Below are 25,278 nucleotides of genomic sequence, written 5' to 3'. Positions count from 1 at the left end.
CATTTACGATCTAGCGTTATTTCAGCTGCATTCTAGCTTATCAGTCCATACATCCATCACACATCAAAAGTCACACTTTAAAAATTGAAATACTGCGATTCAAAGAATCCGCTTGAGCGGCAATTGACTGACTGGCTTTCGAATTTAACGCCACAGATTCAGTGGTGTCTTCGGTAATTTCGCGAATAGTATCGACGTTTTTACTAATCTCATTAGCCGCAATCGTCTGCTGTTCAATGGCTGTTGACACAGAACTCGCCATAGACGATATTTCTTGTACATCAAGAATGATCTGTTTTAGAACGACCCCCGTGGTCGCGGCTTCGTCACGGCTTAAAATACCATCTTGGCGACAATCTTCCATTAAAGTGACAATGCCTTTTGTACGGCCTTGCAAGGTCACAATAATCTCAGAAATTTCTTCTGTCGCAGAATGGGTTCTACTGGCTAACGCCCTAACTTCATCGGCCACAACCGCAAAACCACGTCCTTGCTCACCCGCTCGTGCCGCCTCAATTGCCGCATTCAGTGCCAGCAAATTCGTCTGCTCAGCAATGCCTTGAATCACATTTAATACGGTACCAATACTCTCACTTTCTTTCGCTAACGCACCAACCGTTTCGACAGAACTTTCTAATCGTTCTGAAAGCTGGCGTATACGATCAATGGCAGAATTCACCTTTGACTGCCCTTCAATTGCACCTTCTTGAGTCAATAGAGCCTTCGCTGCCGCCATTTCCATATTACGTGAGATGTCTTCCACAGTGCCCACCATTTCAGTAACCGACACGGCAACTAGATCCGTTTCTGCTCTTTGTTTCTCAGCGTCCTCAGATGTTCTCGCGGCATTTTTTGACAACTGAATGGTGGTTGCATTCATCTCTTTCACGGTTTGATTGGCATTGGCAATCACATGACTAAAGTCTGCTAACATATCGTTGATACTGGCGGCAACCAAGCCAATCTCATCTTTTGCAGGCAGATCAACACGCAGACGCAGATTATGCGTCGTTTGAATCTCTCGCATCGTCACTTGGATGGTGCTCAAGGCAGAATTAATCGTCCGATTAATAACCCAAGCAACAAGCACGCCGAGCACAACAATAACGCCACACAAAATAGTCGTGATCATCATCGCAAAAGAGGCTTTTGCCTGAATAACAACGGTTAATTGTGACGCTAAAGTATCAAGTGCAGTCTCCGTTCTATGAATGGATTCACGCATCGCCAACAACTTACCTTCTTGACTGTTCAAACCTAATGCTTTTTTCCCGTCTGCGTATTGATTAAAACCCTGACGATATTGTTCAGCAAGCGATACCAGTAACGAGACTTTGTCCTCAGGCAGTGAAGCTGTTTGCAAGTTACGTTCTAACGTGTCCAAGGTTTGATTAAACGTGGTGATATACTTAGGGTCTTGGCGCAACATAAAATCCTTTTCATGGCGACGTAGCTGCAACATAGTGACTAATAACGCGTCCTGATTTAGCGCAGACAATTCACTTTCTATATTGTGTACTGCTCTGCGTAATTGTCCTTGTAGCCCTGTCTCTGGTGTTAACCCAAGCGTTTCAGAAGCCGATACGACCGACGTAAAGCTCACTTGATATTCTTTAAAATACACCATGAGTTCCCGCAGAATATTTGTCTCGATGTCGAACTCGTTCATCACATTTTCAAGCAAAACTTGATCGTCAAGAAGAGACGTCATGGTCTCATTAAATTTTGTCTCATAAGACAGATCAAGACGGGCAAGGAAGTCTTTTTCGTTACGACGCAACGTCAGCATGTCCACTTCCTGTTGCGAAACTAGGCTCTTGGCATACGTTAGTTTTTCAAGACTGCTCTGGGTGTTGTAAAAAAGTCCCAACATGGCAACCAGCGCCACAACAAGCAATGCCGTATTCAAAATCAATTTGTGTTTTATAAGCACAAGAGGTTCCTATCATTCAAAAAATTTTCCTTCTCATATAAAACTCAATCCTTAGTCATAATATGATAATCAAAAAGGGCCAGAAGATCCTGTACCCACACAAATCCCTAAAAAACATCACAGCTTGTAACATTACCATCCAAGACTTGTTACAAAACATCTTCTCACATCAAAACCGAGCAAACGACGTTTTCATAAAATCTAACAACAAACGAAGTTTTTTAGACTCTGCGGTGCCCGGTGGAAAAACCGCATACACGTCAATTCCGGTACACTTATAATCTGGTAAAATTCGCTCCAGACTGCCATTAGCGATACGAGGTAATGCGTCGTACATGGGAATTCGTCCAATGCCATTGCCGCCTTCTAAAAAAATGGTTCTAGCGGCTGCATTATTGGTGCTCACTGCGCCACGCACGGACAAACTAAACGACTTGGAACCCTGACTAAGATGTACTGTATTCGCTGCTGGCGTGTAGACCACCCAATCATGATCATAAAGCTCTTCCGGCTGTGTTGGCTTACCACGACGACGAAAATACTCTGGCGAACCACATAAGCAAGTTTCAAAGGTTTTTAATTTACTGGCTTGAAGTCCAGAGTCTAGTAAGGGCGCACCGCGAATCGCCAAATCAATACCGTCTTTCATGATGTTAACTACTTCGTCACTCAGCGACACATTTAGTTCAATTAATGGGTAAAGTCGTCGAAACTCATTCAGCGCTGGCACAATCACCTGTAACCCCAAATTCACTGGACAAGAGATCTTCAGCTTCCCTTCAGGCTCTTGTTTGGCCTTTTCTATTTGTAAGTTCGCTTCATGAGCCTGAAAGGCAATCGCTCGACAACGCTGGTAATAGGCTTCGCCCGTTTCAGTTAATGACAAAGAACGCGTGGTACGATTCAGCAGTTTTACGCCCAGTTGCTCTTCTAACTTTTTCAGGTGATAACTCACCACACCGCGGGAAATCCCCATGAATTTTGCCGCAGCCGTTAAACTGCCTTGCTCCACTACTTGGGCAAATACCACCATACTTTTTAATTGCTCAAACGAGATTTCCATCGTGAGGACTCTTTTTCTATGGACAACAAAGACGACACCAATTGTATCAATTATTAGATCAATGAAGTCAAAAACCTTCTCATTATGCTTATTAGATAAATTGGATAGACTAATCACACGTTAATTAAACAACTCATTCAAACATTTAGGATTCTCTTATGAACAGTCTTATGAGCAACAAAAACATTCTCGTCGTTCTAACTTCCCATTCAGATCTGGGCGATACTGGCCACAAAACGGGCTTTTGGGTAGAAGAATTCGCCGCACCTTATTACGCATTTCTGGATGCTGGTGCTAAAGTCACTGTCGCGACACCAAAAGGGGGCCAAGCCCCCATTGACCCAAACAGCACAGTGCCGGATGCACAAACAGATGCAACAAAACGCTTTTATGATGACCAAGCAGCGCAAAATGTGATCGCTAACACTCAAAAACTTAGCGACATGAAACAAGATGACTTTGATGCCATCTTCTATCCTGGCGGCCATGGCCCACTTTGGGATCTGACTGAAAACGAAGAATCCATTGCCTTGATCGAAAGCTTCATTGCAGCGAACAAACCGATTTCATCGGTATGTCACGCTCCAAGTGCTTTCTTGAACATCAAAGATGCAAATGGTGAGTACTTTATCAAAGGCAAAACCGTCACGGGCTTCACCAACAGTGAAGAAGCGGCGGTACAATTAACAGAAGTTGTGCCTTTCCTTTTGGAAGACGAGCTAAAAAAACGCGGTGCAGACTACAAAAATACCGCGGATTGGACACCTTTCGCCGTTCAAGATGGCTTGATGATCACAGGCCAAAACCCTGCCAGTTCGGAATTAGTCGCTGAGAAACTATTGGCTCAACTGGCTAAATAAGCCACCTGAGTCAATCAAGATAAGCGACAAAAAAGCCCGTCTTAAGGAAAGACGGGCTTTTTCTTATAAGGCGTAATCGAAGACGATAATATCTTCTAAAATCGGCACTAGCTGTGCTTTTAAAGCGTCGTGATCTGGATGCGGGATGTAATGATCCAGAGCTGCTTCATCAGCAAAGGTCATAAATACACAGTGGGTGTAGTCTTTATTACGCCCCTCTTTACTCATGTTTACGCCCCATTCAACCGCTTCAATACCGGCAATCTTGCTTTTAATCGAATCAAAATGATTGAAACACGTTGAGATGGCTTCTGCGGTCGCATCTGCCTTGAACTTTATAAACAGTACATGACGAATCATGAGAACTCCTGATGAAATAAGGTGATTTCGCAAAATCATACTCCGCCTTTGTCGCTAACAACATGCCAATACGAAACAATCCTTAAAAGGTCAATTTCGTTCAATACGCAAGACATCTAAAAAACGATAGTGAGCGCCTGTTTATTATTTTTTTAGGAACACCTAATGACTCTTTCACTCCTTGCTTCCATGTCTTTATTTGCTTTAGCGGCGTCTTTATCACCTGGACCGGTTAATCTGCTTTCACTGAGCAGCAGTGCTCGTTACGGCATCAAAACTGGGCTTATTTTTGTCACAGGGGCGACATTCGGATTTATTGTTTTGTTTTTACTGATTGGCTTTGGTCTGCATTATCTAATTGACCAATTAAGCTGGATCACGCAAGTGCTGCAATGGCTAGGCATCGCTTTTCTTTTGTACTTGAGTTATCAGTTATTCACCGACAATGGCGAGCTAAATTCGGACAAAAATAATAACGCGCCAACCTTTATGGCAGGCGCTATCATGCAATGGCTCAATCCAAAAGCATGGTTGGCTTCGCTGTCTGGCATTGCCGCGTATATTCCCAACGCCGAAACAACGCAAGTGATGATTTTTGCGGGCTTATATCTACCTATCTGTTGGCTATCTTTAGGCGTTTGGGTGTGGGTAGGAAAAATACTCGGGCAGTATTTCCAAAGCCCAGCCAAGATGCGCTTACTGAATAAAACCTTGGCGATTTTACTCGCAGGAAGTTGTCTGCTAATACTGATCTAAAGGCAATAGCTCTAAGAAGAAACCGAACGCCGATACTGATCGGGCGTCGCCGCTACTCGCTGTTTAAACACGCGCTGAAAATGAGCTTGATCGCTAAAGCCAATAGCCTGAGCCACGTCTGCGATGGCTTGCCCTTGTTTCAACGCTTGCTGACCAAGTTGGATGCGACGATTCAAACGATAAGCATGAGGCGTCATATTAAAATGACGTTTAAAAGCACGCACCAAATAGCCAGTACTAAAACCAAATTCGGCACTTATCTGCTCAATAGAGGTGTCTTGTAGACAGTGTTGATGCAAATAATGTGCGACTTGATACAAGTTATTGGCCGGCAAAGCGGTAGCCGATTCGCTATTGTCAGATGCTAACTGAGTAAATACAGCCACCAGCACGGCTTCCAACCTTTGTTTTTTTTCTAAAGGCGAAAGGTTTACAGCCATTAGAGATTCACATACTTCTACAAACGCCCGATATGCCTGAGCGGATAACAAGGTATCGCCAACGGTATTTTGCCATTTCGGTGTCTTACGTATACCATGACCAAATAACAAAGAAGCCAACCAATCTTTATTTAGATGCATCATGTAATAGGCCCAAGGGGAATCTTGGCGAGGATTACACGCATGCACCACATCTGGATTCATCATCACCAAAGCGCCACGCTCAACCGCATGCAATCGATCTGCACACAGAAACTCACTCTGGCCTTCAAGAATAGCACCTATTGACCATTCTTGATGGGAATGCGGTGCGTAGCTCACTTTTCGACCATCTAATACTTGACGCAGCTCCACAAAAGGTAAAGTCGGATCTCGCCAGAAAAGCGGCTGCGTAGAAGGCATCATTTCGTCTTCCTATCAATATACAATTACGGCTCACAACTTAGGCGGAATTGGTCATCTAACGTTTTAGGTAAAACCAGAGTACTGAACGCTAAGCGCTGAGATTGCTTACACATACTGTTACGTTCTGACTCATCGTCTACATAAATTCGGCGATATTCAGCGTTTAGAACGGGCTTCCCAGCTTGAATAAGGCCCGAGTAAGAACGGCACTCGGAATATTCAAAACATTGTTCTGTCACCGCAAAATCAAAGTCACTACTCAAGAGTCGGGCCTGATCTGGATTATTCTTCAAACCAATCCCTAAACCTAATTGATGAGCTTGTGTCGCCAAAAATCGATTATAGTCTAGTTGATCATTAGCCCGAAAAGAAAAGCCTGTATTAGTACGGTAACTGTCCACATTGTCAGGCTCCACTCCATCACACCCTTTTTCAGCAGCCAAATTAAGCCTGCGAACCATCACGTCACGCACTTGACTGGAGCGAATATCTAACCAGCGCTCATCGTCCCAACCTTTCAAGGTTTTGCCTAAGTCTTGCTCGGAAAAATCTGTGGCATCAGGTCGCCAATCTTCATAGGATCCCGCAGAAAAATAACAAATCACCTTTTTACCAGACGCTTGTAGGCGTTGAATCAGTTCAACAGACGAATCAAATAAATCAATGTCGTATATCGCCACATCATAGGATTCGTTCACCTCACCATCCAGTTGCCAATGCCAAGTGGCACCAACAGGCGGTCGATACCAATCGTTTGCGGCATAAAGAGGGGCAAAAAATAACGACAACAGCAGACAAAACGCGATGAAGGGGAAGAATACAGTGCGCATACAGGACTCCATTTGTCAGAAAAAGCTTATAAAAAAGCCCACGACACGGTTGCCGTTCTACCACTGTACCCTTTTATGCCAAGAAAGGCTTACACTCTAGGAAATCATTCCCTATCGGTCGTTCTTGGCAAACACACCTAATTAATTAACTGATGAGCAAGCGCGTATTTAACCAGACCAGCGGATGTGTGGATATTCAGTTTATTTTTAATATTTTGCCGATGGGTTTCCACCGTTCTCACACTGATATTCAGCGACAGGGCAATTTCTTTATTAGACAAACCAATCGCCAGTGCTTTCAAGACCGCCATTTCCCGTTTACTCAATTCTTCACAAGATAGGCTAGGAACCACCTGCGAAAAAAGAGCATCAGATGCACCAGAACTAAAATATGTTCCCCCCTGATACACAGTATTAATCGCTTGCACTAGCTCTTCCGAGGACACATCTTTTAACACATAACCATTCGCACCAGACTGAATTAAAGACAAGATGTATTCTTTGTCATTGTGCATACTGAGCATCAGTATTTTGATGTTAGGCTGCTCAGTTTTAAAACGCTTAGTAGCTTCCAAACCATTTAAAATAGGCATAGAAACATCCATTAGAACCAAATCTGGATGTGTGTCTTGGGCTTTTTCCAGTGCCTCTAAGCCATTCGACGCGGTGGCGATAATGTCGATATTGCCTTCTAATTCCAAACGAGCTTGAAGGCCATCCAGCACCAACATGTGATCATCCACCAACAGTACACGAATCTTTTTTATCATTATTGTCACTCTTCTCTAAGCGATTAAAATCCTTGTTCCAAGGGTAATAATGCCTGCACTTTAGTGCCTTTGCCACGCTGGGACTCTAATGTAAAATCACCACCAATTAGTTCGATCCGTTCTCGCATATTGATCAAGCCAATGCCGGAAGACAACACACTCTTCTGAGAAAAGCCGCAGCCATCATCCAAACATTCGAACCCAATATGTCGATAAGACTGCCAGACATGTAAGGTAATATTTTTTGCTTGGGCGTGTTTTTCAATATTGGTTAACGCTTCTTGGGTCAAACGATAGATAGTAATTTCAATCTCATCCGGTATGTTTGATACCACCTCAAAACAATAGGCTACTTTTATTCTGGTACGCTCCATGAATTGATCAACTAAGGCTCTTAAGGCGGTATCTAAGCCTAGATCATCCAACAGCGTTGGTCGTAAATTATGTGAAATTTGTCGCACTTCACTGATGGTTTGATTAATCAAGTCCCCTGCTTTGGATAACTCCTGATGAATCACTTCTTTTTCATGATCCCGTTTTAATTTATTTTCTGCCAACTCAATACGAAACTTACAACTCACTAACAGCTGATTAATACCGTCATGCAGCTCACGAGAAAAACCCCGTCTTTCATTGACTTGCAAACGCATAAAACGTTGCGCTAGCTCTTTTAATCTAGAATCGGCTAATTTATGTTCATGAAGATTAATTGCGAGCCCCAGCAATATGACCAACACAACCGTAACCACCACCACTTCAATCACGGTAAAAAAACTGCGCTGAATATTGTCATTCATAATGCCTTTGGTTTTAGCAAGCTCGGCGTAAATATCATCCAAATACAAGCCCGTGCCCATTATCCAATCCCAACGATCAATGGCGACCACATAGCCTAATTTGTCTTCTTGTTTCATTAGTGGCGGCTTCTCCCAGATATATCGGTGATATCCACCACCCGCTTGAGCCGCACGAATTAAGCCCTGAATCAAATAATTCCCAGTGCGATCCTGAAAGTTCCATAGGTTTTTGCCCACAAAATCTGGCTGTGTTGGGTGGACTAGATTCACACCAGACATTTCATAAGCGAAAAAATAGCCATCGTCCTCATAACTTAATCCAGCCAGAATCTTTTTCACCCGATATTGCGCTTCCGCATCCTCTAATTGATCGTTTTCTAAGATAGGACGAATCGCCGACATCGCAATATTGACATGATTTTTTAAGGCTTGTTTTTTAGCATCGACTAGATTGAACTCGTAAATGGCCAGCTCTTGCTCGGCCAAATCACGGGCGGACTGAAAGCCCAAATAGGTAATAATGGTTGTAGCAACGATTAATGGAGCGACAGCAAGCAAGATAATCTTACTTTTTAATCTCATGAGGAATGACCTTTTTTTATTATTGTATAGCCACCGACCTAAACGGCGAACATTAGAGAAAAGTGGACCATCACCCACTTTTCTCTATTACATAATAAAAACAGAATTAGTGCATCCCATACCATTCAGGAAAAATCATAATGCTGACTAAAACTAAGATCTGGATCAATATAAACGGCGTTACGCCTTTATAAATATGCATTGTACGCACCGACTTAGGGGCGACGCCTTTTAAATAAAATAAGCTGAACCCAAAAGGAGGCGTTAAAAAAGAGGTCTGCAAATTCATCGCAATCAAGATCGCGAACCACACCATATTAATCCCTAATGCTTCCGCCACGGGCACCAAGATTGGCACAATAATGAAGGCAATCTCAACAAAGTCGATAAAGAAACCCAACACCAAAATGGCAACCATCGCTAAGATAATAAAGCCCCATTTTTCGCCGGGAAGATTAAGCAACACTTCTTCAACTATTGCATCACCACCGGTATAACTGAAGGCCATCGAGAACGCCGTTGCCCCCATCAAAATGGCAAATACCATGGCCGTCACTTTAACCGTTTCTAAACCACTGTCGTAGAGCATTTTCCAGCTAAATTGACGGTAAAAAAGCGCCAAAATAATGGCACCCACACCACCCAACGCAGATGACTCTGTTGGCGTCGCAATCCCCGTAAAAATAGACCCCAAAACGATTAATACCAAAGCCAATGGCGGAATGATCGCTTTTAAAGCACTGCGAATTTGCTGGGCACGAGTCTCACCATCTAGCTCTTGTGGCATAGCAGGCGCTAATTCAGGCTTCAAAAAAGTCAGAATCAAGATGTACACAATATAGCAGCCGATCAGCACCATACCGGGTAACAATGCCGCTTGGAATAAATCCCCGACCGGAATGCGAATGACATCGCCCAAAATGATCAAAATAATGGAAGGTGGGATAATTTGCCCTAGCGTCCCTGATGCGCAAATCGTTCCACATGCCAAGGATTTACTGTAGTTGTACTTCAGCATCACGGGCAAAGAAATCAATCCCATGGCCACTACGCTGGCCCCCACCACACCCGTAGACGCCGCTAACAAAGCCCCCACGAGCACAGTAGATATCGCCAAACCACCACGAACGCCACCAAACAATTTCCCCATGGCCTCCAATAGCTGTTCTGCCAATTTGGTTTTTTGCAGCACGATGCCCATAAAAACAAACAAAGGCACCGCCATCATTACCGTATTTTCCATGTAGCTCTGAATGCGGAACGGCATAAAGGCAAACATATCAAAACCTTCCGCAAAAACGCCGAAGATTAAAGCGACGCCACCAAAGGTAAAGGCGACAGGGAAGCCTAGTAACAGCATGACTAGGGCAACAAAAAACATGATTATTCCGATCATAAATAACCTACAAGCTTAAAATGGTGACAAGTATCAATGTTGAATCGGCGGATGTGAAAAACCTTCTTCACTCACGCCGCGCAGCACATTAATGCAACGAATGATCATGCCTAAGCCACTAATGGCCATCGAAAAGAAGGCAAACGGAATCACCGCTTTAATAATCCAGCGATAAGGCAAACCACCCGGATCACCACTGGTTTCCCCAAGCGCATAAGCTTCATGAGCAAAGCCTACGCCGTAGTAACCAACCAGCAAGGCAAAAGGGATAAGAAAAAACACACAACCAAATAAGTCGATCCATGCTTTGCCACGAATCGACAAGTTTTCATAAATCAAATCCACACGTACGTGACCGCCGTGTTGAATACCGTAGGGAATCCCCAATAAGAAAATGGCCGCATACAAATGCCACTCCAACTCTTGCATCCCAATCGATACATCATTGAAGGCATAGCGCATCAAAACGTCATAGAAAACATTAAACAGCAAGGCGATAAACAACAGAGTCGATAGCACGCCAAGGAAGTTAGAAAAACGAGTAATGCCTCGTTCTAGACTGATCAAAAACATAACAAACTCCTAGCAAGTTCTGCAGAATGTCTATGCTTGTGGCATGTTGCAAAAATTGCTTCTAGAAAAAGGCATGGCGAAGGGATCGTATTCGCCATGCTGGGAGGTTTTAGTCCGCTAAACTGTCAATACTGTCTAGGTATGCGCGGTCAGAGATATTGGTCCAAACGCGAACCTTTTTAAGATAAGCGGCTTGAGAATCCAAGATTTCCTTAGCCAACACATCTTTTGCTGCGGCTTCTTCAAGCAACTCTTGGTTGGCATTCTTCATCGCCTGTAGTACTTCTTTTGGAAAGGTTTTGATTTGCACGTCTGGATATTCCGTTGACATCTTAGACCAGTTCTCAGCGCTTTCATGGTAAGACTGAATGTACATGTCGTAAGAAGCGAGCTTCATAGAAGTACGCAAGATTTCACGAAGATCGTCTGGTAATTTTTTCCAAGAACGTTCGTTAACCAAAAATTGCAGTTCTGTTGCTGGCTCATGCCAACCCGTGTAGTAATAAGGCGCGATTTTATGGAAACCAAGATCCATATCCAACGACGGTCCAACCCACTCTAGAGCATCGATAGTACGACGCTCTAGAGCGGTATAAAGCTCTCCAACCGCAATATTGGTCGGACTAGCACCCAACTTCGCCATGACTTCACCCGCGAAGCCTGGGATACGCATTTTCAAACCTTTAAGGTCGTCAACGCTGTTGATCTCTTTTTGGAACCAGCCGCCCATTTGGTTGCCTGTATTACCACCAGGGAAAGACAGCAAGCCAAACGGTTGATACACCTTCTGCATCAAATCCATACCGCCGCCATAATAGAACCAACCGTACTGCTCAGGCGTAATCATGCCAAATGGCATAGTAGTAAAGTAAAGGGTATTTGGCACCTTGCCTTTCCAGTAATAGGAAGCAGAATGGCCCATGTCATACTGACCAGAACGCACCATATCAAACACCCCCAAAGGGGCTTTGTGTTTGTTGGCGGAATCTATGGTGATTTTTAAACGACCGCCAGACATTTCATCCGCAATGCGCGCCATGTTTCTGGGTGCATCACCAAAGATAGGGAAGTTAGAAGCCCATGTCTCAGCCATGGTCAGTTTGTATACTTTTTCCGCCGCCATAGCAGACATAGAAAAAGCACTTAATGCCACTGCGGTCGCAGCAACCAACGTGGTAAGTTTTAAAGATTTCATTGTTTTTATCGTCCTGTGGTCTTATTGTTTTTTTTAAGATCGAGCAGGACAAATAATCACGCGAATGAAAAGTGTAAACAATTCGTAAGAATACCGAATTAGTACGCGGATACTACGTAGACGACTCCGTATTACTACTTAGTAAATGGAAATATCTAGGAAAAGTAACCCGCTAATCTGCAGCCATCAATCTAGCGATACAAGGCTCTATCGCCTCAGCAAAAACCTGATACTGACTGGCATTGGGATGCAAAAAATCATCCATCACATTACTGGTTAAGCAACCATTTTCGTCTAGAAACACAGCATTTATATCCAGAAAAAATACTCTTTTATCATCCACATAAGTGCAAATGATCTGATTCACTTCGTCATTTAACTTACGAAGCTTTTGCGTTGGTTTCGCGCTACGAGGGAAAATGGCCAGTAGCAACACCTTGGTCTTCGGTAATTTTTCGGCCAACACAGACAATATTTGTTTAACCCCTAACGCCGTATCTTCGGCTTTGTCCATGCGATGTCCCGCATTATTTGTTCCAATCAATAAAACCAATAACTTAGGCGCAATGTTATCAACTTCCCCATGAGCTAATCGCCATAAAACATTCTCGGTTTTATCGCCATTAAAACCCAAATTCAGTGCATTCCTTGATTGATAAAAAGTCTGCCAAACATCCGCACCTTCTTTCTCCCAAGCTTGCGTGATGGAATCCCCAAGAAACACCAAATCCACTCGCTCCATGGCACTCTTTTCAGCTAATTTTTCTTCATGACGAGGCAACCACCATAGAGTGTCTTGTGGCATTGCCTTAATGGATAAAGGTTCTGTTGATAATAGTCTTGCTGTTTTCATCACAAATCACATCCTAAAAAATGCGTTCCCGGAATCGGGTTATAACTAGGCTCAAAACCCAGACGGACGTACAAACGTCTAGCAACCTCAAAGTCAGCCAACACATCAAGACACATGCGCTGATAACCATTTTCCTTGGCACAAGACATTAGCGCAGTGACGAGCTGTTCACCTAAACGATGGCCTCGCTCTATCGGTCGAATATAGACTCGCTTCATTTCACAAATTTCAGTATCGACTCGACGAAAGGCGCCACAACCGACGACCTCATTATTTTTCCAGATCAGTAAAACCATACCGTTAGGATGCGAGTATTTTTCATCTAAAACAGCAAACTCTTGCTCATTCTGTTGATAATCCAAACTCACTGGCGCCGACGCTATATACTCACGAAAGATCGCTAATACACAGTCGTTGTCTTGTGGAAAATCGGCAGGGCGAATGGTAAACATCTTGTGTCCTTACGTTGAAACTGGATAGGCAAAATAATACCGACAAACAAACCTGAAAAACAAAGCTTAACCAAATTTTTTTAAGCTTCAAGGCAAAGCCATACTCCTTTATGATCTCTGCCTTCTGAAATTATATGATTAAAGAGATAACACCGTGGGCATTGTTCTTTTTTACCTCAAGAAAATCATCGGCATGATGTTGATGCCCATACCCCTGACGTTAGTGGCCATGTGTCTCGCGTTTTTACTGATGAAAAAATGCCCGAAGCTCGCTCGGCTTTTCTTGTTAAGCGGCATCATCATGCTGGGATTAACCAGCTGGAGCCCAGTAGCCGATAAACTCATCGCCACGGTCGAACATGATTATCCTGTGTTTAATATTGAACAGCCAGTGGATGCCGTTATCGTCCTCGGCAGTGGCCACAAAGATCTTAGTAATACGCCAACAATCATGGCTCTAGGCAACAGCGCACTGTTCAGACTTGAGGAAGGTCTGCGCATTTTAAAAGCCAACCCCAACGCGCAATTATTCGTGTCTGGTTACTCCGGAGAAATGACCGAACCTCACGCAGAAGTCATGCGTCGAGCAGCCATTGAGTTAGGCGTCAAACCCGACCGTATTAAAGCCTTCCCTCTCGCCAAAGACACCGAAGAGGAAGCCAACAGCATGAAACCCTACCTAGATGGAAAACAAGCCGCGCTGGTTACCGAAGCGTCACACCTGAAACGTGCGTCTATCTTCTTCGAACAAGCTGGCATCGACATCATCCCTGCGCCCGCCCTGTACTTAGGCTCAGAAAAAAGTGACTGGCAAATCGACGCCAACGCCGCCTACAAAAGTCAACGCGCCTTTTACGAATGGCTTGGACGTGGCTGGCAATGGATTAAGGAGTAAGCAATGACATCTAAAATGGCATTTGAAACGAATAAAAAAGATGACCCAATATCTCACGATGCTTGGTTGATACCTAAGCGCCTTAGTCTGAAAAACCTAAAGGGCTCCCTTATACACCAGGATGAGCAGCTAAATTGACGATAGACTGTATTTTCAATGCTATCTTTTCACTTAATAGATTGGACAAAAAACGTTAAAAAAGATACAAAAACTACCAGAGCAATAAATTTACGGGCAGCATTAGTAACAAGACAAATTCAAGAAGGAGCGTAGAGGATTAAAATGGTAGATTTTACAAATGGTAAATGGATTTTTGAGCCAAAATTTAGTGAAGTGAACACAGACTCAGTCTCTATAACAACTGAGCCAAACACAGATCTCTGGCAACGCAGTTACTATGGCTTTCGCAATGACAATGCTCCCGCATTACAGATCGAGTCTGAAGAAAATTTCACCTTTACCGCCAAAGCCAATTTCACTTACCACACTCAATTTGATCAATGTGGTCTTATTATCTACCTCGATAGTGAGAATTGGTTCAAAGCTTCCATTGAATACGAAAACGAAGCATTTTCAAGACTAGGAAGTGTCGTAACGAATTTTGGCTACTCAGACTGGGCCACCTCAGATATTCCCTTACCAAAAGAAATCTGGTATCGCTTAAGCCGTCGAGGAGCTGATTTCCTGATTGAATCATCATTTGATGGTATTGTTTTCAATCAGATGCGTGTATTTCATTTGCACCAGCTTGGTGAAACGACTGTCGAGATGGGCAAATGCAACCCGCCACAACCCGCAGAGAAATCGGTGAAATTCGGTGTGTATGCGTGCAGCCCTCAGAACTCGTCTTTTACCGCTACGTTCACCGATATGAGTTTAGAGCCTTGTAAGTGGCTAGCTCACTCCGCCTAAACAACGTCAAAGATAAAGCTTAGAGAATCAGGATGTTGCCAACTGTCTTTCATCATGTGAGCCGATTAAGCGAATTATTCGGCTCACATGGGAATTGGTCTAGGAAACCGCCTTAACCAACCACGCTTTCATTTCTTCTAAATCGGTTTTATGGTCTGGAAAGCTATCAATAAGGGAGTCGACGCAAGCTGCAATGGCGTCTGGTCGATACATTACACCAACAAGTTTTTCTGCAAGCTGCTCTATTGGATCGGGGAACAAGCTGTCGGTGAAGGTTTGTGCAGCGGTAATATGAGCGTTGCTCAGATCAAGGTGAATCTCGACGCCACCCCACTTAAAACGCTCGTCTAAGGCATGGTTGAACTGCGGGGATTTACCAAAATTCCAATCCCAGCTTTGCTGCTGTTCAAATTTTTCAAGAAAACCAGGAAGATCTGGCAAGGCGTCGGGGGATATTTCCTCTATGACTGGCACTTCATCAAAATATTCACAAAACGCTTCGACAATGGCGTCACAGACGAGCTGATGATCAATTGCTGGATACAAGCTGTTTAGATTGGTGACTCGTGAGCGCACGGAGGTGATGCCTTTTGACTGGAGCTTTTTTACATCGGGATTAAGATAATGGGCTAGGCGGCTTAAATCCGCATGCAGCAATAAAGTACCATGGTGAAAGCCGCGGTCCTTAGTCTCTTTATAGGCAGAGCCAGAGAATTTGCGCATGGCTTCACCCTCTCCGACCACCAGATCGTTACGGCCATTAGCATAACCTTCGATGCCTAACTTCTTTAAGCCTTTCAATACAATCTCAGTAGATACGGCTTTGCTGTATTCCGGCTTGCCAGCCATGAAAGTAAAATTAGTATTGCCCAAATCATGAAACACCGCCCCACCACCACTTTGGCGACGAGCAAGGTGAATCTTGTCTTGCTCCATACTGTTTATATTACATTCTTTCCAAGGATTCTGAGAGCGACCAATCACTACCGTATCGGCATTACGCCACAGAAACAACACCCGTTGATCCGCTGGCATAGCGCGGAAAATACAATCTTCTACAGCAAGATTAAAGTGAGGATTATTGGAATGGGAAAGTAGAATTCGGCTAGCCATGGCATCTTCTCTTGTCACAAAAAAGTAAACTTAATGATCAACTACCTTTATAACCCGTTTACAGGCATAAAAAAACCACGATGCTTTCACACCATGGTTTTTAGAAGCAAGCCTCATACCTATTATAGGTATTCGACTTTCTCAATCTCGTATACCACTTCGCCACTCGGAACCTGAATGGCAACTTCGTCACCTTCTTCTTTCCCGATAATGGCTTTTGCGATTGGCGATGCGTAAGAGATTTTCTTCTCTTTTACATCCGCTTCGTCGTCACCGACAATCTTATAAGTCACCGTTTCTTCAGTATCGACGTTAAACAAGGTTACTGTCGTACCGAAAATCACTTTGCCAGACGCTGGCAAGGATTTCACATCAATCACTTGTGAATCAGCCAACTTGCCTTCGATCTCTTTAATACGACCTTCAGCAAATCCCTGTTCTTCACGAGCAGCATGATATTCAGCGTTTTCTTTTAAGTCGCCATGTTCACGCGCGGTTGCGATATCCGCAATCACGCGAGGACGGACGACAGTTTTCAAGTGATTCAGCTCTTCTCTTAGACGAGCTTCACCTTCTACTGTCATTGGTACTTTTTTCATTATTTCCCCAAGTGCAAATCTTGCAGTCTTCTAACTTTCGTTTCACCCGTTAGGCTAATCGCCATACTCGTTGCTTCAGCACCAGCCAATGTCGTAGTGTAACAAACCTTGCGCTGTAAAGCTGTACGACGGATAACAGAAGAGTCTGCAATCGCTTGCGTACCAGACGTGGTGTTGATGATGTAATCAATTTCGCCATTTTTCATCATATCGACGATATGAGGACGACCTTCATTCACCTTGTTCACTTTGCGAACTTCGACGCCACGCTCAGTGAGGTATTTTGCTGTGCCTTCAGTACCAACAAGATCAAAGCCTAATTCAGCCAAGCGACGAGCCACATCCACAGCCCCTTCTTTGTCCATATCACGAACGCTGATAAAAGCACGGCCAGACGTTGGCAATACGGTACCACCACCCAACGCGGCTTTACCAAACGCTTCAGCAAAGGTATCACCTACGCCCATCACTTCGCCCGTAGACTTCATTTCAGGCCCAAGAATCGGATCGACACCTTGGAACTTGTTGAATGGGAAAACGGCTTCTTTCACGCTGTAGTAAGAAGGAATAATTTCTTTAGTGAAACCAAGCTCTTCCAGTGTTTTGCCTGCCATGACCAAAGCAGCCACTTGCGCCAAAGAACGACCAATACATTTAGAAACGAAAGGTACAGTACGTGATGCACGAGGGTTCACCTCGATCACATAAATTTCGCCATCCTGAACCGCAAGCTGAGTGTTCATCAAACCCACAACGCCAAGCTCTAGCGCCATGTTTTTGATCATCTCACGAATATCGTCTTGCACTTCTTTAGACAAAGAGTATGGCGGCAAAGAACACGCAGAATCACCAGAGTGAACGCCCGCTTGTTCGATATGCTGCATAATGCCGCCAATCACCACTTGCTTACCATCACTGATACAGTCGATATCAATCTCAATCGCCGCATTCAAGAAGTGATCTAGCAACACAGGGCTGTCGTTAGACACTTTCACAGCACTGGTCATGTAACGCATCAGTTCTTTTTCGTTGTACACGATTTCCATCGCACGGCCGCCCAATACATAAGATGGACGAACCACGAGTGGATAACCAATTTCAGCGGCTTTGGCTGCAGCTTGGTCAACACTACGAACGGTCGCGTTATGAGGCTGTTTGTAGCCCAAACGCTGAATCATGCTTTGGAAACGCTCACGATCTTCTGCACGGTCAATAGACTCAGGCGTAGTACCAATGATTGGCACGCCTTCGTTTTGCAAAGCACGCGCAATTTTCAGCGGCGTTTGACCACCGAATTGAACGATCACGCCTTTCGGTTTTTCTTTGCGAACGATTTCTAACACGTCTTCAAGCGTGACTGGCTCGAAGTACAAACGGTCAGACGTGTCGTAGTCAGTCGATACGGTTTCAGGGTTACAGTTCACCATAATGGTTTCGTAACCGTCGTCACGCAAACCTAGCGCCGCGTGTACGCAGCAGTAGTCAAATTCAATACCTTGACCGATACGGTTTGGACCACCACCAAGGATAATGATTTTTTCACGATCAGTTGGTGCAGCTTCACATTCATCTTCGTACGTTGAGTACATGTACGCTGTGTTAGTGGCAAATTCGGCCGCACAGGTATCAACACGCTTATACACTGGATGAACGTTCATCAAGTAACGACGCTCACGCATCGACTTTTCTGTCACACTTAGCAAGCTAGCAAGACGCGCATCAGAGAAACCTTTGCGTTTTAGACGACGAATCACATCGTACGTCATGTCGATCAGACCCTTGTCTGCCAACGCCGCTTCTTCTTTGATCAAGTCTTCGATTTGCACCAAGAACCAAGGATCAACGCCAGTAGCTTCATATACTTCATCAACCGTCATGCCTGAACGGAACGCATCGCCAATGTACCAAATACGGTCAGAACCTGGAGATTGAAGCTCGTAAGCCAATTTCTCTTTGCTGTTTTCTTCCGCGAAATCCAACTGAGGATTAAAACCGTCAGAACCCACTTCCAAGCCACGCAAAGCTTTTTGCAACGACTCTTGGAAAGTACGGCCAATCGCCATCACTTCACCAACGGATTTCATTTGCGTGGTTAAACGGTCGTTAGCGGTTGGGAATTTCTCGAATGTGAAACGAGGAATCTTAGTGACAACGTAGTCGATTGCGGGTTCAAAGCTGGCTGGTGTTTGGCCGCCAGTGATGTCGTTTTGCAACTCATCAAGGGTGTAACCAATCGCCAATTTCGCGGCAATTTTTGCAATTGGGAAGCCCGTTGCTTTCGATGCCAACGCAGACGAACGAGACACACGAGGGTTCATCTCGATGACCACAAGACGACCTGTTTTTGGGTCCATACCGAACTGTACGTTGGAACCACCTGTCTCTACACCGATCTCACGCAATACCGCCAAAGACGCGTTACGCATGATTTGATATTCTTTGTCTGTCAGAGTTTGTGCTGGTGCCACCGTGATAGAGTCACCCGTGTGAACCCCCATGGCGTCGAAGTTTTCAATCGCACAAACAATGATGCAGTTGTCTTTTTTGTCGCGGACAACTTCCATCTCGTACTCTTTCCAACCGATCAAAGATTCATCGATGAGCAATTCGTTGGTTGGCGACAAGTCCAAACCACGAGTACAAATTTCATCAAACTCTTCCATGTTGTACGCAATACCGCCACCGGTGCCGCCCATAGTGAAAGAAGGACGGATAATACAAGGGAAGCCCACTTCCGCTTGCACTTTCAGTGCTTCTTCCATGTTGTGAGCAATACCCGCACGCGGGCATTCAAGACCGATGGAGCGCATGGCTTTATCAAAACGGCTACGATCTTCCGCTTTGTCGATCGCATCGGCTGTCGCACCGATCATTTCAACATTGTATTTCGCTAGCACACCATGACGTTCAAGATCCAACGCACAGTTCAATGCCGTTTGACCACCCATGGTCGGTAGCACCGCATCTGGGCGCTCTTTTTCAATGATCTTTTCAACGGTTTTCCACTCGATAGGCTCGATGTAAGTCGCATCGGCCATCGCTGGGTCTGTCATGATAGTGGCTGGGTTAGAGTTCACCAGAATAACGCGAAAGCCTTCTTCACGAAGCGCCTTACACGCTTGCGCACCCGAATAGTCAAACTCACAAGCCTGACCGATAACAATAGGGCCCGCACCTAAAATTAAGACGCTTTTTATGTCAGTACGTTTTGGCATAATATTTCGCTCCGCTCCTACTTTTAGGCTTTAGTGGCTTTGATGTTTTCAATAAACTGATCGAACAAAGGCGCCACATCGTGTGGCCCTGGGCTCGCTTCAGGGTGACCTTGGAAGCTGAATGCACTCTTATCAGTACGTGCGATGCCTTGCAAAGAACCATCGAACAAAGATTTGTGAGTCATCACAAGGTTAGCTGGCAAGGTGTCTTCGTCTACCGCAAAACCGTGGTTTTGACTGGTGATCATCACTGTGCCTTTTTCAATCGCTTGTACCGGATGGTTTGCACCGTGGTGACCAAACTTCATTTTCTTGGTTTTTGCGCCAGAAGCCAAAGCCAAAAGCTGGTGACCAAGACAAATACCAAACACAGGAATATCGGTTTCTAAAATTTCTTTGATGGCTTGAATGGCATAATCACAAGGCTCTGGATCACCAGGGCCATTAGATAGGAAAACACCATCTGGATTCATTGCTAACACATCTTTTGCAGGTGTTTTCGCAGGTACAACCGTTAGACGACAACCGCGTTCAACCAACATACGCAGAATATTGCGTTTTACACCGTAGTCATAAGCAACCACGTGGAAGTCAAAAGAGTCTGGTGTTGTGTGACCATTTACAAGATCCCAAGTCGACTCAGTCCACTCGTATGCTTTCTCTACCGTTACTTCTTTCGCTAGGTCCATGCCTTTCAAACCTGGGAAAGCACGAGCCGCCGCAATCGCCGCCGCTTCATCTAAGTTTTCACCCGCCATGATGCAACCTGCTTGCGCACCTTTTTCACGTAGAATACGTGTCAGCTTACGAGTGTCGATGTCAGCAATACCCACCACACCTTTGCGCTTCAAGTAAGAATCTAATGATTCTTGTGAACGCCAGCTGCTAGCCACTAGAGGAAGATCACGAATGATCAAGCCTTCACACCAAATTTTGTCGGATTCTTCGTCTTCAGAGTTAACGCCAGTATTCCCAATATGGGGATAGGTCAAGGTGACCATTTGTCGAGCATAGGAAGGATCAGTAAGAATTTCTTGATAACCAGTCATCGAAGTGTTAAATACCACTTCAGCCGTTGAGGAGCCATCTGCTCCGATCGACACCCCTTTAAAAACCGTGCCGTCTTCCAGAGCCAGAATCGCTGATGTTGCCAAAGGAACCTCCCATTTAGAGCCTTTCAGGTTGCAAAAAAGCGAGATAAACCGGCGGCTCATCTCGCTTTTAAGAAATTGCGTTTTTGCCGTGCATCTATTGATGGATAACCAATAGATCTCGCGTTCAAAAAATCTGCCTAATTCTACTCTGATACGGCTTTTGCGTCCACCGAATTGCCACCAAATCTGGCAAAAACACCCAATTAGCGTGCATTTTTTCTTGACTTCTTAGTCAAGAATAAGCATGGCGCAAAATACCTTTCTAGCACAACAATCCATCGGCGACATTTTTCGCCGCATCGTAACCTTTTAAATTGCCCAATACCGTCAATGAGAAAACCATCGCAGCGGCAGGCCCTTTGCCAGTCAGAATATTACCATCCATCACCACAGGCTCATTGGCGATGTATTCCGCTCCAATCAATCCTTTTTCGAAACCTGGGTAACAGGTCGCTTGTTTATCCACCACAAAGCCATGGGTACCAAATACCACAGCAGGTGAGGCACAAATAGCCGCTAATAACGCATCTTGGATGTCATGTTTTTCCAACATATCAATCAACAATGCACAATCACGCAAATGTTCTGCCCCCGGCATACCGCCAGCCAACACAACCGCATCAAAAATCTGATCCGCCACATCGGTCAATACCACATCAGCCTCGAGCTTTGTGCCATGCGCCATTACAATGTGCTTTGACTCATGAATACTCGCCACCGTAACGTCTACACCGCCACGTCGCAATACATCGATAATCGTAATGGCCTCAATATCTTCATTGCCATTAGCAATAGGAACCAATACCTTGCTCATACTTTACCTCTTTCCAATACATTAAATTCATAAAAGCGTTAAACAACGACTTCGTTTAAAGGCTTTCTATTTTCAGTGTAAACAAACAGGCCGCTTCGCGCCCGAGCGCTGTTTGCCCTTGTTTTTCTATTTGATAATAATTTTTCCGACGCCCAACCAACTCGAATCCCATGGATTCGTAAAGCAAAATAGCGCCGTGATTCGACTCGCGCACTTCTAACAAGAGCTCATTAACACCTTGCTGCACGACCGCATCTGACCAAACCATGATCAACTTTCTAGCCAGCCCCTGTCTACGGAAAGAGGAATCAATCACAATTAATTCTAATTCGGACTGATCAAGCACCACCGATGCAGTTAACCACCCAACGATGGATTTTTGTGTGGCATCCCCTAATTCAACCAGCCAATTTTGGCGCGTCTGCAACGCCTCCGCGACCAAACCTTTCCTCCAAGGATGAGGGTTAGACAAGGCATCAAGCTGAATAATGGGCTGTAAATCGGACTCCGTCGCCAGACGAATAGAAATAGAAGGTATCATAAAATAGAACGCCTCATGGAAGGCAAAAGATTAACGGAAAAGGCTTGATTGCATCACTTGCCACGCCTCTTTGCGCAATTCAGGAATACGATACAACTCAGACAAACTAACAATACGCGCGGTAGGATAGTGTTTTAATGGGCTTTCAGGTGCTAAGTCTTCCACCAGCTGAGTGATTTGTGCACCAGCCAGTACCAACAATGGCGTTTCAGGAAAGTCTTTTACTAAACGCCCCACATAACTTTCCAAGGCGCCAAATAACCAATCTGTGCGCTTCCAAAAATGGGGATTTTTCAAAGCACCCGGCCACGAAAATGCACTGCCCTGCCATTCATTAATCGGCTGTTTTAATAAGGCTTGACCCATTTTTAACGCCAAACGTTCTATCTCTTCCGCTTGAGAGAATACTTCGGGTACATCGCTCAAAATCAAAAGCTTATTTGATAAAGCATAAGCATAAATATTGAGCCGCGTGATGTGAGTATTCAAAGCTGGATCTGGCTCAACCACAATATCGACAGCCAACTCTTCGATTGGCTGTAAATCTTCAACAATGATTTCCGGTCCTGCATTTAACTGTTCACGCAAATGATGCACCAAAGGGTCTTTCTCATCAGTAGCGCGTTTCTCAACTGGAACAGAAACGGGTTCTACTGCCTTAAACCCCGCAGACGATGGCGGCGGAACAAAGCCCACAGCGGCCTCAACAGCAATCGGCCAGGGTTGAATCGGCATAAACACCGTCCCTGTCACGCTGTCTGAAGAAGACAGCCAAGACACCACCCCCATTTGCGCTAAGCAATGCGTTTGAAAAGCCTGTTGAGGTGGTAATTCGCGGGACATAATAACCTTAATCGCAGTCGTAAAAGTGCACATTCATCGAATTGAATATTGGTAAGCAAATATACTCGCTTACGCCAATAGATGCCACTTGATGGCCTAAAGCTTGCTAGAGATCTTTACGCAACAGCTGTGTATAATCACGGCCAATTTTGAGAAAACTCCTAAAAGGTATAAAAACATGGTGTCTTTGTTATCTCGTTTAATGGTGATCGCTGCGGTTTCAATCAGTAGCCTAAGCTTCGCCGACAACTTGCCAGACCTAAAAGGTCGCACTATTTTAGCCGTCACGGAAAATGCCTACACGCCACTTAACTTTGTCGACCCAGCCACTGGCGAAGGCATAGGTTGGGAATACGACGCCATGAACGAAATTGGCAAACGCTTAAACGCCAAAATAGAATGGCACCTGAGCAGCTGGGACACCATGATCCAAGCCGTTAAACAAGGCCAATACGATGTCGGCATGGACGGCATCACCATTAATGAAGAACGTGCCCAGCAAATTGACTTCACCATTCCTTACATGACGTCTCAGCAGTTCATGTTGGTTCGTGCCGATGAAGATCGCTTTAACGATGCCAAATCCTTTGCTGCCAATCCAGACCTGCAATTTGGCGCGCAAGCTGGCACCACCAACTTTTATGTCGCCGTCTACGATGTGCTTGATGGCGATGAAAGTAACCCACGCATTACCTTATTAGACACCTTCGGCGCTTCCGTACAAGCACTTAAATCAGGCGATGTGGACAGCGTATTAATGGACGCCGCATCGGCTCGTGGTTACATCGGCGCCAATCCTGGCGCATTCAAAATTGTTGGCGGTCCATTGGGCTCCGAAGACTTTGGTTTCATTTTGGCTCCGGGCTCAGATCTTGTTCAACCGATCAATGCCGCCATCGAAAGCATGAAAAAAGACGGTACACTGGATGCGTTGAACAAAAAATGGTTTTTCGACTATAACCAATAAGCCCAACGTCATCAACACAGAGTAACGGATCGTCTACATACAGTTTAGACCGTCCGTTTTTTTATTAATGACGACCAAGGAATGGTCCTGCTATGAATTGATTATGCCCTTTAAAAACACCGTAGAACGCACACCTTGGTGGTTAGTCTCTATCATCATCCTTGCTCTGATTCTATTATGGAACATGGTGGCGGACGAAAGTTACCAACGCATCGCCAGCGCCCTTAGCGAAGGACTACTCACCACCATTGGGGTCACATTTTCGGCTTTTATTTTGGCCAGTTTGCTTGGTTTACTCATTGCACTGGCTGGGTTTTCTCGTCATCGCATACTTCGTGAATTCGCCCGTTTTTATGTGGAAATCTTCCGCGGCATTCCCGTTCTTGTGCTCTTGTTCTACATCGCCTTTGTCGGCGCACCAGAAATGGTAAAATTCTACAACTGGGTATTACAAATACCGATTGAAGCGGGATGGATAGAAAAAGCCACGACAAGAGACTTCTCTCTACTGTGGCGTGCCATTATCGCCCTTGCCATCAGTTACAGCGCTTTTATTGCTGAAGTCTTTCGTGCCGGCATTCAAGAAGTGAGCAAAGGACAAATAGAAGCCGCCAAAGCACTAGGCTTATCCAACTGGCATCGCTTCCGCTTAATCACCCTACCCCAAGCCATGCGCAAAATCTTACCGCCCCTTGGCAACGACTTCGTCGCCATGATCAAAGACTCCGCACTCGTCTCGGTATTAGGCGTACAAGACATCACCCAACTCGGCAAAGTCTTCAGCTCCTCCACCTTCCAATTCTTCGAAACCTACAACGTCGTCGCCTTCATGTACCTCGTACTCACACTCAGCCTATCGCTACTGATACGCGCCTTTGAAGCGCATCTAAGACGCAATGATCATCATTGACTAGAGACGGATCTAAATATGGAACACTTTATCAATAAATAATCAATTTA

25 protein-coding genes are annotated in these 25,278 nt (G+C 44.8%); 6 read left to right on the top strand and 19 right to left on the bottom strand.

The genetic code is table 11. The features are described 5' to 3' along the window. Positions 1-70 precede the first annotated feature (70 nt). Positions 71-1,933: a methyl-accepting chemotaxis protein gene (locus DK187_RS07310; RefSeq protein ID WP_111606694.1), complete on the bottom strand. Its 1,863-nt coding sequence runs from the start codon at positions 1,931-1,933 to the stop codon at positions 71-73. 169 nt (positions 1,934-2,102) lie between these two features. Continuing rightward, positions 2,103-2,996 (bottom strand): LysR family transcriptional regulator, encoded by an 894-nt coding sequence (locus DK187_RS07305; RefSeq protein ID WP_111606693.1) that lies wholly within the window; start codon positions 2,994-2,996, stop codon positions 2,103-2,105. Positions 2,997-3,154: 158 nt separating this feature from the next. Here DK187_RS07305 and DK187_RS07300 point away from each other — a divergent pair, with 158 nt between their 5' ends. After that, a complete protein-coding gene (locus DK187_RS07300; protein ID WP_223232249.1) occupies positions 3,155-3,856 on the top strand; it encodes a type 1 glutamine amidotransferase domain-containing protein in 702 nt (233 codons plus the stop codon). Positions 3,857-3,919: 63 nt separating this feature from the next. On the opposite strand, the gene DK187_RS07295 is transcribed toward DK187_RS07300, so the two are convergent. Beyond that, the gene (locus tag DK187_RS07295) at positions 3,920-4,216 is read right to left on the bottom strand and encodes a Dabb family protein (RefSeq protein WP_111606692.1); all 297 of its coding nucleotides are present in this window, start codon (positions 4,214-4,216) and stop codon (positions 3,920-3,922) included. Positions 4,217-4,381: 165 nt separating this feature from the next. Between DK187_RS07295 and DK187_RS07290 the strand changes: the two genes are divergently transcribed. Further along, a complete protein-coding gene (locus DK187_RS07290) occupies positions 4,382-4,972 on the top strand; it encodes a LysE family translocator (protein ID WP_111606691.1) in 591 nt (196 codons plus the stop codon). Between the two features lie 11 nt (positions 4,973-4,983). On the opposite strand, the gene DK187_RS07285 is transcribed toward DK187_RS07290, so the two are convergent. The 9 genes from DK187_RS07285 to DK187_RS07245 form a co-directional block, all read right to left on the bottom strand. Further along, positions 4,984-5,817, bottom strand: a complete 834-nt coding sequence (locus DK187_RS07285; protein ID WP_111606690.1) for an AraC family transcriptional regulator — start codon at positions 5,815-5,817, stop codon at positions 4,984-4,986. 23 nt (positions 5,818-5,840) lie between these two features. Continuing rightward, a complete protein-coding gene (locus DK187_RS07280; protein ID WP_111606689.1) occupies positions 5,841-6,647 on the bottom strand; it encodes an endo alpha-1,4 polygalactosaminidase in 807 nt (268 codons plus the stop codon). A 137-nt stretch (positions 6,648-6,784) separates the two neighbouring features. After that, complete coding sequence (locus tag DK187_RS07275) at positions 6,785-7,417, bottom strand: response regulator transcription factor (RefSeq protein WP_111606688.1); 633 nt, start codon at positions 7,415-7,417, stop codon at positions 6,785-6,787. 23 nt (positions 7,418-7,440) lie between these two features. After that, on the bottom strand, positions 7,441-8,796 hold the full coding sequence (locus DK187_RS07270) for a cache domain-containing protein (protein WP_111606687.1): 1,356 nt from the start codon (positions 8,794-8,796) through the stop codon (positions 7,441-7,443). 106 nt (positions 8,797-8,902) lie between these two features. Then, on the bottom strand, positions 8,903-10,192 hold the full coding sequence (locus tag DK187_RS07265; protein ID WP_111606686.1) for a TRAP transporter large permease: 1,290 nt from the start codon (positions 10,190-10,192) through the stop codon (positions 8,903-8,905). Positions 10,193-10,225: 33 nt separating this feature from the next. Beyond that, the gene (locus DK187_RS07260) at positions 10,226-10,765 is read right to left on the bottom strand and encodes a TRAP transporter small permease subunit (RefSeq protein WP_111606685.1); all 540 of its coding nucleotides are present in this window, start codon (positions 10,763-10,765) and stop codon (positions 10,226-10,228) included. A gap of 109 nt (positions 10,766-10,874) precedes the next feature. Continuing rightward, a complete protein-coding gene (locus DK187_RS07255) occupies positions 10,875-11,960 on the bottom strand; it encodes a TRAP transporter substrate-binding protein (RefSeq protein WP_111606684.1) in 1,086 nt (361 codons plus the stop codon). Positions 11,961-12,132: 172 nt separating this feature from the next. Beyond that, positions 12,133-12,813, bottom strand: coding sequence for a GDSL-type esterase/lipase family protein (locus DK187_RS07250; protein ID WP_111606683.1), 681 nt, complete (start codon positions 12,811-12,813; stop codon positions 12,133-12,135). Continuing rightward, positions 12,813-13,265: a GNAT family N-acetyltransferase gene (locus DK187_RS07245; RefSeq protein WP_111606682.1), complete on the bottom strand. Its 453-nt coding sequence runs from the start codon at positions 13,263-13,265 to the stop codon at positions 12,813-12,815. The genes DK187_RS07250 and DK187_RS07245 overlap by 1 nt, the downstream gene beginning before the upstream one ends. Positions 13,266-13,419: 154 nt before the next feature. Between DK187_RS07245 and DK187_RS07240 the strand changes: the two genes are divergently transcribed. After that, positions 13,420-14,160 carry an ElyC/SanA/YdcF family protein gene (locus DK187_RS07240; RefSeq protein ID WP_223232250.1) on the top strand — a complete coding sequence of 247 codons (741 nt, stop codon included), beginning with the start codon at positions 13,420-13,422 and terminating at the stop codon, positions 14,158-14,160. Between the two features lie 282 nt (positions 14,161-14,442). Beyond that, positions 14,443-15,072 carry a DUF1349 domain-containing protein gene (locus tag DK187_RS07235; protein ID WP_162623481.1) on the top strand — a complete coding sequence of 210 codons (630 nt, stop codon included), beginning with the start codon at positions 14,443-14,445 and terminating at the stop codon, positions 15,070-15,072. Positions 15,073-15,171: 99 nt separating this feature from the next. Here DK187_RS07235 and DK187_RS07230 read toward each other — a convergent pair whose 3' ends face one another. The 7 genes from DK187_RS07230 to DK187_RS07200 all read right to left on the bottom strand — a co-directional run bounded on the left by DK187_RS07230 (position 15,172) and on the right by DK187_RS07200 (position 23,351). Beyond that, the gene (locus DK187_RS07230; protein ID WP_111606680.1) at positions 15,172-16,185 is read right to left on the bottom strand and encodes a lipoate--protein ligase; all 1,014 of its coding nucleotides are present in this window, start codon (positions 16,183-16,185) and stop codon (positions 15,172-15,174) included. A gap of 122 nt (positions 16,186-16,307) precedes the next feature. Beyond that, on the bottom strand, positions 16,308-16,784 hold the full coding sequence (greA, locus tag DK187_RS07225; RefSeq protein ID WP_111606679.1) for a transcription elongation factor GreA: 477 nt from the start codon (positions 16,782-16,784) through the stop codon (positions 16,308-16,310). Then, complete coding sequence (carB, locus tag DK187_RS07220; protein ID WP_111606678.1) at positions 16,784-19,999, bottom strand: carbamoyl-phosphate synthase large subunit; 3,216 nt, start codon at positions 19,997-19,999, stop codon at positions 16,784-16,786. The genes greA and carB overlap by 1 nt, the downstream gene beginning before the upstream one ends. 23 nt (positions 20,000-20,022) lie before the next feature. Next, positions 20,023-21,153 (bottom strand): glutamine-hydrolyzing carbamoyl-phosphate synthase small subunit, encoded by a 1,131-nt coding sequence (gene carA, locus DK187_RS07215; protein ID WP_111606677.1) that lies wholly within the window; start codon positions 21,151-21,153, stop codon positions 20,023-20,025. Between the two features lie 262 nt (positions 21,154-21,415). Beyond that, positions 21,416-21,967, bottom strand: a complete 552-nt coding sequence (locus DK187_RS07210; RefSeq protein WP_111606676.1) for a DJ-1 family glyoxalase III — start codon at positions 21,965-21,967, stop codon at positions 21,416-21,418. 55 nt (positions 21,968-22,022) lie between these two features. Next, on the bottom strand, positions 22,023-22,508 hold the full coding sequence (locus DK187_RS07205; protein WP_111606675.1) for a GNAT family N-acetyltransferase: 486 nt from the start codon (positions 22,506-22,508) through the stop codon (positions 22,023-22,025). Positions 22,509-22,538: 30 nt separating this feature from the next. Then, positions 22,539-23,351: a hypothetical protein gene (locus DK187_RS07200; protein ID WP_111606674.1), complete on the bottom strand. Its 813-nt coding sequence runs from the start codon at positions 23,349-23,351 to the stop codon at positions 22,539-22,541. A 178-nt stretch (positions 23,352-23,529) separates the two neighbouring features. On the opposite strand from DK187_RS07200, the gene DK187_RS07195 reads away from it, so the two are divergent. Beyond that, positions 23,530-24,318: a transporter substrate-binding domain-containing protein gene (locus DK187_RS07195; RefSeq protein WP_111606673.1), complete on the top strand. Its 789-nt coding sequence runs from the start codon at positions 23,530-23,532 to the stop codon at positions 24,316-24,318. A gap of 103 nt (positions 24,319-24,421) precedes the next feature. Then, positions 24,422-25,228, top strand: coding sequence for an amino acid ABC transporter permease (locus DK187_RS07190; RefSeq protein ID WP_111606672.1), 807 nt, complete (start codon positions 24,422-24,424; stop codon positions 25,226-25,228). Positions 25,229-25,278 lie beyond the last annotated feature (50 nt).

It is taken from the genome of Marinomonas arctica (genome assembly GCF_003259225.1).
GTDB classification, from domain to species: domain Bacteria; phylum Pseudomonadota; class Gammaproteobacteria; order Pseudomonadales; family Marinomonadaceae; genus Marinomonas; species Marinomonas arctica.
This window is presented reverse-complemented; position numbering and strand designations above follow the sequence as displayed.

What these genes read in the sequence shown, in the direction of transcription:
- DK187_RS07300 (WP_223232249.1), top strand. Translation starts at nt 3,155, where the DNA reads ATGAACAGTCTTATGAGCAACAAAAACATTCTCGTCGTTCTAACTTCC.
- DK187_RS07230 (WP_111606680.1), bottom strand. Translation starts at nt 16,185, where the DNA reads ATGGCTAGCCGAATTCTACTTTCCCATTCCAATAATCCTCACTTTAAT.
- DK187_RS07270 (WP_111606687.1), bottom strand. Translation starts at nt 8,796, where the DNA reads ATGAGATTAAAAAGTAAGATTATCTTGCTTGCTGTCGCTCCATTAATC.
- DK187_RS07205 (WP_111606675.1), bottom strand. Translation starts at nt 22,508, where the DNA reads ATGATACCTTCTATTTCTATTCGTCTGGCGACGGAGTCCGATTTACAG.
- DK187_RS07280 (WP_111606689.1), bottom strand. Translation starts at nt 6,647, where the DNA reads ATGCGCACTGTATTCTTCCCCTTCATCGCGTTTTGTCTGCTGTTGTCG.
- DK187_RS07305 (WP_111606693.1), bottom strand. Translation starts at nt 2,996, where the DNA reads ATGGAAATCTCGTTTGAGCAATTAAAAAGTATGGTGGTATTTGCCCAA.
- DK187_RS07255 (WP_111606684.1), bottom strand. Translation starts at nt 11,960, where the DNA reads ATGAAATCTTTAAAACTTACCACGTTGGTTGCTGCGACCGCAGTGGCA.
- carB (WP_111606678.1), bottom strand. Translation starts at nt 19,999, where the DNA reads ATGCCAAAACGTACTGACATAAAAAGCGTCTTAATTTTAGGTGCGGGC.
- DK187_RS07275 (WP_111606688.1), bottom strand. Translation starts at nt 7,417, where the DNA reads ATGATAAAAAAGATTCGTGTACTGTTGGTGGATGATCACATGTTGGTG.
- DK187_RS07245 (WP_111606682.1), bottom strand. Translation starts at nt 13,265, where the DNA reads ATGTTTACCATTCGCCCTGCCGATTTTCCACAAGACAACGACTGTGTA.
- DK187_RS07250 (WP_111606683.1), bottom strand. Translation starts at nt 12,813, where the DNA reads ATGAAAACAGCAAGACTATTATCAACAGAACCTTTATCCATTAAGGCA.
- DK187_RS07190 (WP_111606672.1), top strand. Translation starts at nt 24,422, where the DNA reads ATGCCCTTTAAAAACACCGTAGAACGCACACCTTGGTGGTTAGTCTCT.
- DK187_RS07260 (WP_111606685.1), bottom strand. Translation starts at nt 10,765, where the DNA reads ATGTTTTTGATCAGTCTAGAACGAGGCATTACTCGTTTTTCTAACTTC.
- DK187_RS07285 (WP_111606690.1), bottom strand. Translation starts at nt 5,817, where the DNA reads ATGATGCCTTCTACGCAGCCGCTTTTCTGGCGAGATCCGACTTTACCT.
- DK187_RS07235 (WP_162623481.1), top strand. Translation starts at nt 14,443, where the DNA reads ATGGTAGATTTTACAAATGGTAAATGGATTTTTGAGCCAAAATTTAGT.
- DK187_RS07195 (WP_111606673.1), top strand. Translation starts at nt 23,530, where the DNA reads ATGGTGTCTTTGTTATCTCGTTTAATGGTGATCGCTGCGGTTTCAATC.
- DK187_RS07290 (WP_111606691.1), top strand. Translation starts at nt 4,382, where the DNA reads ATGACTCTTTCACTCCTTGCTTCCATGTCTTTATTTGCTTTAGCGGCG.
- DK187_RS07200 (WP_111606674.1), bottom strand. Translation starts at nt 23,351, where the DNA reads ATGTCCCGCGAATTACCACCTCAACAGGCTTTTCAAACGCATTGCTTA.
- DK187_RS07210 (WP_111606676.1), bottom strand. Translation starts at nt 21,967, where the DNA reads ATGAGCAAGGTATTGGTTCCTATTGCTAATGGCAATGAAGATATTGAG.
- greA (WP_111606679.1), bottom strand. Translation starts at nt 16,784, where the DNA reads ATGAAAAAAGTACCAATGACAGTAGAAGGTGAAGCTCGTCTAAGAGAA.
- DK187_RS07295 (WP_111606692.1), bottom strand. Translation starts at nt 4,216, where the DNA reads ATGATTCGTCATGTACTGTTTATAAAGTTCAAGGCAGATGCGACCGCA.
- DK187_RS07265 (WP_111606686.1), bottom strand. Translation starts at nt 10,192, where the DNA reads ATGATCGGAATAATCATGTTTTTTGTTGCCCTAGTCATGCTGTTACTA.